Origin of the sequence: Streptomyces sp. NPDC026589, from assembly GCF_040638385.1 — a bacterium.
Taxonomy (GTDB): Bacteria; Actinomycetota; Actinomycetes; order Streptomycetales; family Streptomycetaceae; genus Streptomyces.
In genome coordinates this window covers 246,366-259,483 of the sequence record NZ_JBEZYG010000003.1, presented here as the reverse complement: position 1 = coordinate 259,483, position 13,118 = coordinate 246,366, and the positions used below count along the sequence as shown (strand labels likewise).

Genomic DNA, 13,118 nt, shown 5'->3' with positions numbered 1-13,118 from the left:
AGAACACGTCGCGGCCGTCAGAGCGTGCCGCGGTCGTCCTCGCTGCGCGGGTCGGGAAGGTGATGCGTCATGAAGGGTCTGCTGGTGATGAACTCCTTCAGACGCAGCGCGGCTTCGGAGAAGTAGGCGCCGCGGTTCCACACCAGGGTGAGCACCCGGCGGCAGTCGGGCGCGTCCATGCGCACCCAGGCGACCGGGGCGTGCGTGCCGACCTGGCGGGATGTCGCCGGGATGAAGCCGATGCCGAGGCCGGCGCTGATCATGTCCTGGCTGGCGCCCGGCTCGTCGCCTTCGCAGGACAGCAGTGGCGTCAGCCGTTCGGCTGCGAACAGCCGGTCGAGAAGCGCACGTTGCCAGTTGCCCACGCGCGTGGTGACGAAGGGCTCGTCGGCGATCTCGGGGATCGTCACACTCTCCCGCCCGTCGAGCCGGTGGCCGAGGGGAACGGCGAGCAGCACTTCCTCGCGGGCCAGCTCGACCGATTCGAGGCTCGTACCGGCCAGCGGCTGTGAGGCCACGCAGAAGTCGACCTCGCCGGAGCGCAGCCGGCGGCTCATCCCGTCCGCGTCCGACTGGAACAGCCGGACGTCCGCGCGCGGGTGCGCGGCGCGGAAGCTGCCGAGCAGCGGAGTGATCGTCAGCAGGGTCTCGGAGGCGACGCCGACCCGGCCGAGCCCCGTGTCGCGGGCCTCACGCACGGCCCTGCTGCCGTCGGCGAGCTCGCTCAGGGCGCGGTCGACGTGGCGGAGGAACATCGCACCGTACTGGTTGAGCCGGATGCGGCGGCCGTGACGGTCGAAGAGCGGGGAGCCCAGCTCGGTCTCCAGGCGGGAGATGGTGCGGCTGAGCGAGGGCTGGGCGACGCGCAGTTCCTCCGCGGCGCGGCTCATGTGCTCGTAACGGGCGACGACCTGGAAGTACCGCAACTGCAGAAGATCCACATTCCACCTCTACTCATGGCTCCACAGCTATGTTCACATGACGAAATCGGTCTTGGAATACATAAGCGATTCTTCCTACGGTCTTCGGCAGGGGCACCGCACAGGTCCCCCATCCCCCAGGAAGGACGCTCATGAGCGCTGCGGATCTGGCACGCCTCCAGTTCGCGGCCACGACCGGCATCCACTGGCTGTTCGTGATCCTCACCATGGGGGTCGTCCCCCTGGTCGCGATCATGCACACCCGGGCCGCGTTCACCCGTGATCCCGTCGAACGAGCCGTCCGGGAGCGCATGACGCGCTTCTGGGGACAGCTCTACGTCATCAACTACGCGGTCGGCATCGTCACCGGCCTGGTCATGGAGTTCCAGTTCGGGCTCAGCTGGAGCGGCCTGAGCAAGTTCGCGGGCAACGTCTTCGGCGTCCCGCTGGCCCTCGAAACCCTCATCGCCTTCTTCGCCGAGTCCACCTTCCTCGGCATGTGGATCTTCGGCTGGGGCCGGCTGCGCAGAGGTGTGCACGTCACACTCATCTGGTTGGTCGCCCTGACCGCGTACGCCTCCGCGTACTGGATCCTGATCGCCAACGGCTTCATGCAGAACCCCGTCGGCTTCGAGGTGCGCGACGGCGTTGCCCACCTCACCGACTTCGGCGCGCTGCTCACCAACTCCAGCGCCCTGATGGCGCTCGCCCACGTCACGCTCGCCGCGCTGATGACGGGCAGCGTGTTCGTCCTCGGCATCAGCGCGTACCACCTCGCCCGGGGCACCGAGGAGACCGGGCTGTTCCGGGGCTCCCTGCGCCTGGCGCTCCTGGTGGCCACGCCCACCAGCTGGTTCGTCGCCACGGTGGGCGAGATGCAGCTGCCACAGATCGAGCGGTCCCAGCCCATGAAGGCGGCGATCCTGGAGAACGGCGACCTCGACCGGGTCCGGGCGCGGCTCGTCGAGCGGTACGGGCCCGGCGACTACACACCGCCGGAGGAGTGGCTGCGCTTCTCGATGGACCTCATGACGGTCATCGGTTACAGCGTCTCCACGGTCACCATCATCGCCGTCGTCCTGCTGCGGAAGGACCGGCTGATCCGCTGGCGCCCCTTCGCCCACCTGATGACCGCGATGATCCCGTTCCCGTTCATCGCCTCCGTGAGCGGCTGGGTCCTGCGGGAGGTCGGGCGTCAGCCCTGGATCGTCTACGGCCAGTTGAAGGTCGAGGACGCGCTCTCCTCGGTGAGCAGGACCTCGCTGGCCGTCTCGTGCGTCGTGTTCGTCGCCGTCTTCCTCGCGCTGGCGGTGACGAACTGGACCCTGATCACCCGCTTCGCCCTCCGCGGTCCGGACGCCACACAGCTCGGCGCCACCGAACCGCTGGACGACGACGTGCCCGGGGGCGGCACCCCGGACAGACAGACGAGCACGGCCTTCTGATCCGCGTCAAGGGAAAAGTGAGAGAGGTGAGAGAGATGAGTCTGGAGACCGTCTGGCTGGTCCTGCTGGGCCTGCTTCTCGCCGGGTACTTCGTGCTCGGCGGCTACGACTACGGCGCACAGATGCTGCACCCCCTCCTCGGCAGCCGGGACGGGGGCGGCGAGGACGGCCAGGAAAGCCAGGACGGTCAGGACGACCAGGAAGGTCAGGAAGGGCGGGACTGCCAGGGCGGTCAGGCGGCCGGGCGCACCGGCGGGAACGCCGCCCTCGACGCCATCGCGCCGTTCTTCCTCGGCAACGAGGTCTGGCTGGTCGCCTTCACCGGTGTCCTGTTCGGGGCCTTCCCGTACCTGGAGGGCAGCCTGCTGTCCGGGCTGTACCCACTGATCGTGGCGATCCTCGTCGGCCTGGTCGTCGGCAACGCGGCGGTCCAGCTGGGCGGCCGCGCCCGGAGCGTCCGCGGGCGCCGTCGGTGGAACGCACTGATCGTGTTCGGCGGCGTGGTGCCCGCCGTGTGCTGGGGACTCGTCGTGGGCCTGCTGCTGCACGGTGTGCCCCGGCGGGCCGACGGGAGCTTCCACATCGGGTTCGGTGACGTGTTCTCGCCGTTCGTCCTGGCCTGCGACGTGACCACCGCGCTGCTCTTCGCGGCGCACGGGGCCGCCTTCGTCGCGCTGCGCTCGGCGCCCGTGGTCGCCTCCGACGCACGGCGGCTGGGTACGGCCCTGCTGCGGGCGGCCGGCGCCGCCGGCGCCCTTCCCCTGCTGCTGACGCTCTTCGGCGCGGGTGCCTCGATGGAGAACCGTGCGACCTCGGCGATCACCGTGGCCCTGTTCGCGGCGGCGCTCACCACTGCCTGGTGGTACCTCTCCCACGGGCACCACCGCCGGGCGTTCGCCGCGACCTGCGCCGCGACCGTGCTGCCCGTGGTGCTCGTGGGGGCGGGCCACTACCCGTACGTCCTGATCAGCTCGTCCGGGCCGGGGATGACCCTCCAGCAGGCTGCCGCGGACACCGCGTCGTTGAAGATCCTGATCGCGTTCGGGGTCGTGCTCATCCCGGTGATCCTCGCGTACCAGACGTGGAGCTGGTGGGCCTTCCGGGGGCGGACGGGCCGCCGTCACCCCAGCTACTTCTGAGCCGCGGCAGCGAGGAGAGGGACGCCCGATGAAGCCCGTGGAACGTCGCCTGATGCGCGAACTCCCCGTACTGCGACGCCATATGACGCACTCCACGGCACTCGCGCTGCTGGGCGCCGGGATCATCGTGGCCCAGGCGGTCCTGCTGGCGACGGTTCTCGCCGACGGCTTCGCCGGGCGCCCGTTCCGGAGCGCGCCCCTGGTCGCCCTCGGCGCCGTCGTGGCGCTGCGCGCGCTGCTGGCCTGGGTCCGCGGCGCCCTCGCCCAGCTCGCCGCGGTCGCCGCCAAGCGCACGCTGCGGGACCGGATCACCGAACGGCTGCGGCAGACCGGCCCGCAGGAGCTGGCGGGCCGCCGCCACGGCGAGACGATCACCCTGCTCACGCGCGGCCTCGACGCGCTGGACCCGTATGCCGTCGGCTATCTGCCCACGAAGGCGGCTGTCGCGGTGGTGCCCCTGGCGGTCGTCGGCTGGCTGTTGTGGACCGACTGGTCCTCGGCGCTGATCATCATCGTGACGCTGCCGCTGATCCCCGTGTTCGGCGCGCTGGTCGGCATGCACACCGCCCGGCGCACCGCCCGGCAATGGCGGTTGCTGGCCACCCTGGGCGGTCACTTCATGGATGTGGTGGCCGGACTGCCGACGCTGCGCGCGTTCGGCCGCGAGCGGCATCAGAGCCGGGTCGTGGGCGAGATGGCGGACGCCCACCGGCGGGCCACCATGCGCACGCTGCGCGTGGCGTTCCTCTCCTCGCTCGTGCTGGAGACGGTCGCCACCCTCTCCGTGGCCCTGGTGGCCGTCCCGGTCGGCCTGCGGCTGCTGGCCGGCGGGACGGACCTCCGTACGGCGCTGATCGTCCTGTTCCTCGCTCCCGAGGCCTACCTCCCGCTGCGGGCGGCGGGCGCGGCCTTCCACGACAGCGCCGAGGGCGTCACGGTGGCCGAGCGGGTGTTCGCGATCCTCGACGAGGACGGGACGCGTCCGAAGCGCACGGCCGTGCGGGCCCCGGCGCACTCCGCCGAGCGGGCCCCGGCGCACTCCGCCGAGCGGGTCCCGGCGCCCGACGCCCGCGCGGCGCACCTGCGTGGGACGCGTCCAGCGCACCCCGCCGAGCAGGCCCCGACGCACTCCGCCGTGCGGGTCCCGGCGCACTCCGCCGAGCAGGCCCCGGCGCCCGACGCCCGCGCGGCGCACCTGCGCCTCGACCGGGTCACGGTCCACTACGCGGACCGCGCCGAACCCGCCCTCCGGGACCTGTCCCTCTCCGTGGCCCCTGGCGAGCACATGGCCCTCGTGGGTCCCAGCGGCGCCGGCAAGTCCACGCTCCTGGCCCTGCTCCTGGGCTTCGTGCGCCCCGACGCGGGCCGGGTCACCGTCGACGGCGCCGACCTCGCGGACCTCGACCCCGACAGCTGGCACGCCCAGGTGGCCTGGGTTCCCCAGCGGCCTCACCTGTTCGCGGCGTCCGTCGCGGAGAACATCCGCCTCGGGCGCCCGGACGCGAGCGACGCCGAGGTGCGGCAGGCGGCCCGCGCCGCCTCGGCCGGCCGCTTCGTGGAAGAACTGCCGCTGGGGTACGACACGCCGCTGGGCGAGCACGGCGCCGGACTCTCCGCGGGCCAGCGTCAACGGATCGCCCTGGCCCGCGCGTTCCTCAAGGACGCCCCCGTACTGCTCCTCGACGAACCGACGGCCCATCTGGACTCCGGGAGCGAGGCCGCCGTCACCCGGGCCACGGCCCGCCTGATGCGCGGCCGGACCGCGATCGTGGTCGCCCACCGCACCGGTCTGCTGCCCCACGCCGACCGGATCGTGACGGTACGGGCGGGCGGCCTCGCGCCGGCCCGGCCGGCCCCGGCAGCAGGAGCGGTGGGCCCATGACCTCGCCCGCCGGGTCCGTCGCCCCCGCCCGTGCGCGCGGCCCCCGCCCCACCTTCCGGCTGTTGCGCCACCTCCTGCCGTACTGGCGCAGGCTGCTGCCCGCCGCCCTCGCAGCCGCCGGCAGCGAGCTCGCCGCCGCCACGCTGATGGCCACCGCCGCCTGGCTGATCACCCGCGCCGCCGAACAGCCGCCGCTCGCCTCCGTGAGCCTCGCGATCGTCGCCGTGCGCGCCCTGGCCCTGGGACGCGGAGCGCTGCGCTACGCCGACCGGCTCCTCGGCCACGACGGTGTGCTGCGGGCCGTCGCGGGCTTCCGCACCCGGGTTTACGAGGCCCTTGTGCCGCTCGCCCCCGCGGGCACCCCGGCCTTTCGCAGCGGGGATCTGCTGACCCGCCTCGTCGACGACGTCGACGCCGCCCAGGACCTGTTGCTGCGGGTGCTGATCCCGGTCGCGGCCGCCGCCGCGGTCGCGCTGGCCGCCACCGCCACGGCCACGGTGCTCCTGCCGCGGGCGGGGATCCTGCTCGGGCTGCTCCTGACGGTGGCGGGGTTCCTCGTCCCCGCCCTGGTGCTCGTGGTGTCCGGCCGGGCCGGCCGGACGGAGAAGGCCGCGCGCGCCGAACTCGCGGCGCTCACCGTGGACGTGACCCGAGGTGCGGCGGACCTCGCCGCGTACGGTGCCCGGGGCCACGCCCACGAGCGGGTCCGCGACGCGTCCGCCCGCATCGCCGCCCTGGAGCGCCACCGGGCCCTGACCACCTCGCTCGCCTCGGCCGTGGTGCTGCTGCTCCAGGGCGGGGCGACGGTCGGCGTCACCTGGGCCGCGCTGGGCGCCCACGCCGCGGGGACGCTGCCGGCCGTCCACCTCACCGTCATCGCGGTCCTCGCCCTGGTCTCCTTCGAGGCCCTGACGCCCCTGCCGGCCGCCGCCCGCTCCCTCGTCGGCGTGCGGTCCTCCGCGCGCAGGCTGGCCGATCTCCTCGACACCCCGCCGCCGGTCGCCGATCCGTCCGCGCCCGTCCCGCTCGTCACCGGTGAACCGCTCGGCGTGGACATCACCGGCCTGCGGGTGCGCCACCACCCCGAGGGCCCGCCGGCCCTGGACGGGGTGAACCTCCGGCTGTCGCCCGGCCACCGGACCGTGCTCCTCGGCGCCAGCGGGTCCGGCAAGTCGACGCTGATCGCCGCGCTCATGCGGTTCGTGCCGTACGAGGCCGGGAGCATCCGCGTCGGCGGGCGCGAACTGCGCGACCATTCGGGTGCCGACGTACGTCGTGCGATCACCGGCATGACCCAGGACGCGCACGTCTTCCACACCACGATCCGCGCCAACCTGCTCCTCGCCCGCCCCGCCGCCACCGACGCCGAGCTGCGTGAAGCGGCCCGCAGGGCCCGGCTCCTGGACTGGATCGAGTCGCTGCCCGATCGCTGGGACACCCTGCTCGGCGGGGACGGCTCGACCGTGTCGGGCGGTCAGCGCCAACGTATTCTCCTGGCCCGCGCCCTGCTCGCCGACCCACCGGTGCTGGTCCTGGACGAGCCGACCGAGGGGCTCGACCCGGACACCGCGGCCGCCGTGCTCGCCGACGTCCTCGACGCCACCCGCGGCCGCACCACGCTGCTGGTCACCCACGAGCAGGCGGGGCTCATGGCCGCCGACCGGATCGTGGTTCTCGACGGAGGCCGGATCCGTCCCGTCACCCCGGCCTGACTGCCCCGTTCGCGCGTTCGGCTGCCGGCCGCGCGGGATGGTCAGACACCCCCGCGCTGCGATCTGCTGGGCGGCAATCCGGTCGAGGTGGAGTACGTCGGGAACGACTTCTTCCAGATCAACACGCTGCCGGGGCACCAGTTGGGCCGGGGCATGCACATCCGCTTCGCCTTCTCGCGGACCCTCGGCTTCCACTCCCTGACGGTCCGGGCCTGGCAGGACCGGCCCACCGACTGCACGGGCGAGGCCTTCTGCGACACGGTGAACCGAGTGTTCGCCTGGGGGACCTGGCGGGTGCTGGCGAAGACGCTGCGCTTCTCCGCGTACGCCGCCTGAGCCGCCGCCCGGTGTGGAAACCGCCCGGCGGGCGGGCGCGGAAGCGCAACCGTCCGCCGGGCGGGAACTGGGGGGCCCGGGGGTTACGGGGTCACGCGCCGGACTCCTCGTAGCGGCGGGTCAGCTCGGCGGCGCCGGACTCCGTGAGCGTGCCGTGCAGACGCATCCGGGCCACGCCGCCGTCGGGGAAGGCGTCGAGGCGGACGTGGGTGACGACGGCCTGGGCGCGCAGCACGAAGCGGTGGAGGGTGTCGGGCTGGAGGCGGGTGCGCGGGACGATCTCGAACCACTCGCCGGTGTCGCCGTTGCGGCCCTGGAGGGCGATCCAGCCGGCGGAGTTGCCCTTGAGGTAGGCGGTGTCGATCTCGATCGCGCGGACCGCGCCCTGGGCGGGGAGGCGGAAGCGGACCCAGTCGTTGGTGTCGCGGACCCGGCGGCGGCGGTTCTCCCAGCCGTCGTCCATCTTGCGGGAGGTCCCCGGCAGGATGATCTGGGTGGGCGAGGAGTAGAAGCGGTCGGAGGCGTCCTCGTACGTACCGCCGTTGAGGACCGAGATCAGGTCGATGGTGCCGAGCGCGGCGAGCCACGCCGGGTCCGGGACGACCTCGCCGTGCACGCGCAGGCGGGCGATGCCCCCGTCGGGGTGCTGGCAGAGGCGCAGGTGGGTGTAGCGGCGGCCGCCGGTGATCTCGAAGGCGTTGGCCGCGTGGCCGCGTACGGGGGTGGGCGGGAGGATCTCCTCCCACTTCACGTCGTCGGCGAGCAGCTGCTCGGGGCTCGGGGCGCCCTCGACGGAGGTGGCCTGCACGGATACGCGCTGCGGGTAGTTGCCGCGGAAGTGGGCGGTGTCGACGATCAGGCCGCGGACGATGCCGGGCGCGCCGAGGCGGACGATGGCCCAGTCGTGGTCCCCGGGGGCCGGGAAGGGGGTCGCGGCGTCCGCGCCCCTGCGGCGGCGGGTCTCCCAGCCGTCCATGATCTTGCCCTTGTGCCCGAAGTGCTCGGGGTCGAAGACGGCGCGCTCACGGATCAGGAGGTTCTCGCGCTCGGCGAAGAACTCGTCGTTGGCGGCGATCACGCCCGCGCCGAGGCGGCGGTCGGCGAGGTCGACCAGCTCGGTGAAGGGGAGGTCTCCGGCTTCGCGGTAGTCGGCGTAGGGGTCGCCGCCGCCGTAGGGCGCGGCGTCATTGGCGTGGGGGTCGGTGTCGGGGTCCTGGAATGCGGTCTCGCTCGCGTCGAAGGTCATGGCCCCTACCTTCGCGCCACCGAACCCATCAGGTCCATCGAAAGTTTACGCAGATACCTTTCAGCTCAGCTGAATGATTCGGCTACGTGGGCGAGTGCCGTGAGGACCCGGGCCACCGCCGGCCCGCTCTCCGCCCCGTGCCGGACCGCGGCCACCACGTGGCGGCGGGGCCGGTCCGCCTCCAGCACCCGCATCACCACGCCCTCACGACGCTCCCGGGCGGCCATCCGGGGGACCAGCGCGACGCCCATGCCCGCCTCGACCAGGGCGAGGATCGCGGTCCATCCGGCGGCGCTGTGGGCCTGCTCGGGGACGAAGCCCGCCGCCTCGCAGGCGGCGGTGGTGATCTCGGACCAGGGTCCCGAGCCGCCGAAGATCCAGCGGTCGGCGGCCAGGTCCGCGAGCCGCAGGGCGGGGGCTCCGGCCAGCGGGTGGCCGGCGGGGAGCGCCACGTCAAGCGGGTCGGCGAGCAGCGGGAAGAGGCTGAAGCGGGGGTCGCGGGCGGTGGGCGCGTGGGCGGCCAGCGACAGGGCCAGGTCCACCTCGCCCGCGGTGAGCAGCTCGTACGCCTGGGCGGCCTCGGCCTCCCGTACGCGCACGTCGGGCCCCGGGCGATCCTCGGCGCGCAGGAGCCGGACGGCGGGAACCACGAGGGCGGGCACGGCGGTGGAGAACGCGGCCACCCTGACCTCGCCCGCCTCGCCGCGCAGATAGCCGGTCAGTTCGGCCTCGGCCCGCTCCAACTGGGCGAAGACCGCTTCCGCGTGGCGCAGGACGAGGTGGGCGGCGTCGGTGAGACGGACCCGGCGGCCCTGGGCCTCCAGGAGGTCCACGCCGAGCTGCTTGGCCAGGTTGGTGAGCTGCTGGGAGACGGCGGAGGGGGTCATCAGGAGCGCCTCGGCGGTCGCCGTCACCGTGCCCCGGTCGCGCAGGGTGCGCAGGATGCGGAGCTTCTTGACGTCCCACTCGGTCATGGACGCAACCTACCGGCCCGGCGCGGGCCGTGTTCCCGCCCCCGGGCCGCGCACACGTCGGTGTCCGGGCGTGCCCACGTCGGCCCTCGGGCCGTGCACACGTCGGCGTCCGGGCCGTGCGCACGTCGGCGTCCGGGGCCGGACGCGCGAATGCGCCGCGCGGTGGTGCCCACCGGCGGCGCATCCTTCGTGCGGGGCGTACGTGTGCGGGTCAGACCTGCTTCTTGGACTTGTCCAGGACCATGACCAGGCCCGTGATCACCACGAACAGGGCGATGGGCGCGACGACGTAGAGACCGATGGTCTCGACCGCGCTCAGGCGCGGAGCCGGGTCGTCACCGTCGTCGGGCGTGAGCGCGAGCGCCGGGCTCGACATGAGCAGCATCATCAGCGTCGTCCCGGCCGCAACGACGCCGGCGCGCATAGCGTTCATCTTTTCCACGGTGCCAACGTAGCGAACGGCTGGGGACGGCGCTCGCCCGGGGGTGCCGTATGAGGCTTTCGGGGCCTCAGGACGTCCATCAGCGCGTGCAGCCGGGGCGAGGCGGTGATCTCCTCCAGGGTGACCGGATGCCCCTCGGCGTCGGCGATCGGGAGGCGCCAGTTGGGGTACTGGTCCCAGGTGCCGGGGAGATTCTGCGGGCGGCGGTCGCCGACGGTGTCGGGGAGCCAGACGCCGGTCATCCTGGCGGGGGTACGCAGCAGGAAGCGGTGGACGGCCCGGACCGCGGCCTCCTCGTCGCCGTCGCCCTCGGGGAGCATCCGCAGCCGGGCGAGCAGGGCCAGCCACTCGGCGGTGTCGGTGGCGTCCTCGGTCAGCTCCTCCTCCAGGGAGCGGGTGAGCAGGCCGAGGCGGTGGCGCAGCGTCACATGGTCGCCGGTCAGCCGGGCTGCGGTGGAGGGCAGGTCGTGGGTGGTGGCGGTGGCCAGGCAGTCGCGGCGCCACCGCTCCGGGGCGAGCGGCCGTCCGTCGCCGTCCCAGTCGCGTTCGAACCAGAGCACCGAGGTGCCGAGGACGCCGCGCCGGGCGAGTGCCTCCCGGACCCCGGGCTCGACGGTGCCGAGGTCCTCGCCGACGACGACGGCCCCGGCCCGGTGGGCCTCCAGGGCGAGGACGGCGAGCATCGCCTCGGCGTCCTGGGCGACGTAGGCGCCGTCGGTGGGCGGGCTGCCCTCGGGCACCCACCAGAGCCGGAACAGGCCCATGACGTGGTCGATGCGCAGGGCTCCGGCATGGGCCAGCACTCCGCGCAGCAGGCCCCGGTAGGCGGCGTAACCGGTGGCGGCGAGGACGTCGGGGCGCCAGGGCGGCAGGCCCCAGTCCTGGCCGCGCGCGTTGAAGGCGTCGGGGGGCGCGCCGACGGACATGCCGTGGGCGAAGGCCTCCTGCTGGGCCCAGGTGTCGGCGCCGGCCGGATGCACGCCGACGGCGAGGTCGTGGACGATCCCGACGCCCATCCCGGCGTCCTCGGCGGCCCGCTGGGCGTCGTCGAGCTGGGTGGCGGTCAGCCAGGCGAGGCGGCAGTGGAAGTCGACCCGGTCCAGCAGCTCGGTCCGGGCGCGGGCGGTTCCCGGGGAGCGGGGGTCGCGCAGGGCCTCGGGCCAGGTGTGCCAGTCGGCGCCGTGCACCTCCGCGAGCGCGCACCACAGGGCGTGGTCCTCCAGCGCCTGGCCCTGCTCGGCCAGGAAGTCGCAGTAGGCGGCGCGGCGGCCGGGGGTGAGCGGCACCTCGACGACCAGCTCCAGGGCCTGGCGCTTCAGCTCCCAGACGGCGTCCCGGTCGATCAGCGCGCCCTTGTTCAGCACGGCCTCGCTGAGGGCGGCGGCGTCCTGCCGGAGGTCGTCCAGGGCGGCCCGGTCGCGGACGTGGCCGTATTCGGGGATCGACTCGACGCGCAGGTGCACCGGGTCGGGGAAGCGGCGTGAGGAGGGGCGGTACGGGGACGGGTCGGTGGGGCGCCCGGGTACGGCCGCGTGCAACGGGTTGACCTGGACGAACCCGGAGCCGAGGGTCCGCCCGGACCAGGCGGCGAGGTCGGCCAGGTCACCAAGGTCGCCCATGCCCCAGGAGCGGGCGGAGAGCAGGGAGTAGAGCTGGACCAGGAAGCCGTGGGAGCGCTCGGGCGGCTGCGGGACGCGGGCCGGGGCGACGACGAGGGTGGCCGTGGCGCGGCGGTGGTCCGGCGTAGTGACGTGGACGCGGTGGACGCCGGGGGGCGGCGGGTCCCACCAGGCGGGGACGGCGGCCGGAGCGCCGGGCTCCCCGTCGGCGCGGTGCGGCTGCGGCGCGGAGGCGGCGGCGGACGCGAAGGCGGTGGCAGTGCCTGCGGGAGACGTCACGGCCGGGGCGGGGTCCGCGCCCCCCGGAGGCGTCACGGGCGACGCGGCGGCGTCAGGCGGCGGAGTGGCGTCAGGGGCGACGGGCGGCGGAGTGGCGACTCCGGCGACGCCCCCCGCAGGCGTCAGAGGCGCGGCAGCGGCGCCCGGCGGCGGCACGGGCAGGGCGGTGGCCGTCGCCCGGGTCCGCATGCTCAGCGGGGCGGGCGGACGGCCCGTGGGGCGTCCCGGGGTCTCGGGCGGCTCCGGCTCGACCGTGACGGTCGAGCCGGGGGGCAGCCCGGACAGGGCGGGCGGCAGGGGCTCGCCGGCCCAGACCACCACGGTCGGCGGCAGCAGGCACGAGCGGGACTCGGCGGCGACGAGGCACTTCCGTACGTCCGCCGGAGTGCCGGCGTCGACGCCCAGCGCGGCGAGCACGGCGATGACCGTGTCGTCGGGGACGGACACCGTGACATCCGGCGACGGGGAGTAGGAGGTGGCGACACCGTGCAGTGCGGCGAGCCGGGACAAGCCCATTCAGACTCCTGGGAACTCCATGCCCCCTGCGGTGCCGGGTGCGGTCGGCTCGCTGGTCAGAGGGGCGACGGCGGCGAGCGGCGGCTCGCTCGTGAGAGGGGTGGCATCGGCGAGCGGCGGCTCGCTGGTCAGCGGCGCGGAATCGGCGAAGGAGGATTCGCCGAGCAGGAGGGAGACATCGGCGAGCGGCGGCCCGCTGATCAGGTGGGCGACCTCGGCAAGAGGGAGTTCGCTGGTCAGCGGGGCGGATTCGGGGTGCGTGGGTACCTGTTTGGAGAGGGCGGAGAGCAGAAGCTGCGCGGCAGCGGGCATGGTGGCCTCCTGGCCATGGAGAACAGGACACAGCAGGCCTACCCAGGCCTCGCCGCGGCAGACGTGGACGTGATGCAGGCGTTATGAACAACGAGCCCAACGTGCTCTGGGTCACACTCCGTTCCCCCGAACGGCAGGTATGGGTCGTTTTCAGCCACTCCCGGCCGCCACACCAGCCCCAGAGGGCTCGAAGGTGTCGCTATTCCCGGCAAATACGGCAGAACGGCCATGCGCATTGACACCCTCGCGCCCGGGTGGTGGGCTCGGAGCCCGCCGGGGCCCACCGCCGCGGTCCG

10 protein-coding genes and 1 pseudogene are annotated in these 13,118 nt (G+C 73.9%); 5 read left to right on the top strand and 6 right to left on the bottom strand.

Annotated features, from left to right (window positions below; translation table 11 throughout):
* Positions 1-17: 17 nt before the first annotated feature.
* Positions 18-941, bottom strand: coding sequence for a LysR substrate-binding domain-containing protein (locus AB0F29_RS07095; protein ID WP_361868279.1), 924 nt, complete (start codon positions 939-941; stop codon positions 18-20).
* A 131-nt stretch (positions 942-1,072) separates the two neighbouring features.
* On the opposite strand from AB0F29_RS07095, the gene AB0F29_RS07090 reads away from it, so the two are divergent.
* The 5 genes and pseudogenes from AB0F29_RS07090 to AB0F29_RS07070 all read left to right on the top strand — a co-directional run.
* Positions 1,073-2,365: a cytochrome ubiquinol oxidase subunit I gene (locus AB0F29_RS07090; RefSeq protein WP_361868276.1), complete on the top strand. Its 1,293-nt coding sequence runs from the start codon at positions 1,073-1,075 to the stop codon at positions 2,363-2,365.
* Between the two features lie 35 nt (positions 2,366-2,400).
* Positions 2,401-3,504, top strand: coding sequence for a cytochrome d ubiquinol oxidase subunit II (locus tag AB0F29_RS07085; protein ID WP_361868273.1), 1,104 nt, complete (start codon positions 2,401-2,403; stop codon positions 3,502-3,504).
* A gap of 28 nt (positions 3,505-3,532) precedes the next feature.
* Complete coding sequence (cydD, locus tag AB0F29_RS07080) at positions 3,533-5,386, top strand: thiol reductant ABC exporter subunit CydD (protein WP_361868271.1); 1,854 nt, start codon at positions 3,533-3,535, stop codon at positions 5,384-5,386.
* A complete protein-coding gene (cydC, locus tag AB0F29_RS07075; RefSeq protein ID WP_361868269.1) occupies positions 5,383-7,098 on the top strand; it encodes a thiol reductant ABC exporter subunit CydC in 1,716 nt (571 codons plus the stop codon). The genes cydD and cydC overlap by 4 nt, the downstream gene beginning before the upstream one ends.
* Positions 7,099-7,152: 54 nt before the next feature.
* Positions 7,153-7,434 (top strand): annotated as a pseudogene (locus AB0F29_RS07070) (hypothetical protein); the annotation flags it as partial.
* Between the two features lie 91 nt (positions 7,435-7,525).
* Here AB0F29_RS07070 and alc read toward each other — a convergent pair.
* The 5 genes from alc to AB0F29_RS07045 all read right to left on the bottom strand — a co-directional run bounded on the left by alc (position 7,526) and on the right by AB0F29_RS07045 (position 12,822).
* The gene (alc, locus tag AB0F29_RS07065; protein ID WP_361868267.1) at positions 7,526-8,680 is read right to left on the bottom strand and encodes an allantoicase; all 1,155 of its coding nucleotides are present in this window, start codon (positions 8,678-8,680) and stop codon (positions 7,526-7,528) included.
* A 65-nt stretch (positions 8,681-8,745) separates the two neighbouring features.
* A complete protein-coding gene (locus AB0F29_RS07060; protein WP_361868264.1) occupies positions 8,746-9,654 on the bottom strand; it encodes a LysR family transcriptional regulator in 909 nt (302 codons plus the stop codon).
* 211 nt (positions 9,655-9,865) lie between these two features.
* Positions 9,866-10,078: a hypothetical protein gene (locus AB0F29_RS07055; RefSeq protein WP_018959242.1), complete on the bottom strand. Its 213-nt coding sequence runs from the start codon at positions 10,076-10,078 to the stop codon at positions 9,866-9,868.
* 5 nt (positions 10,079-10,083) lie between these two features.
* Positions 10,084-12,510, bottom strand: a complete 2,427-nt coding sequence (gene malQ, locus AB0F29_RS07050) for a 4-alpha-glucanotransferase (protein WP_361868262.1) — start codon at positions 12,508-12,510, stop codon at positions 10,084-10,086.
* On the bottom strand, positions 12,511-12,822 hold the full coding sequence (locus AB0F29_RS07045) for a hypothetical protein (RefSeq protein ID WP_361868259.1): 312 nt from the start codon (positions 12,820-12,822) through the stop codon (positions 12,511-12,513).
* Positions 12,823-13,118 lie beyond the last annotated feature (296 nt).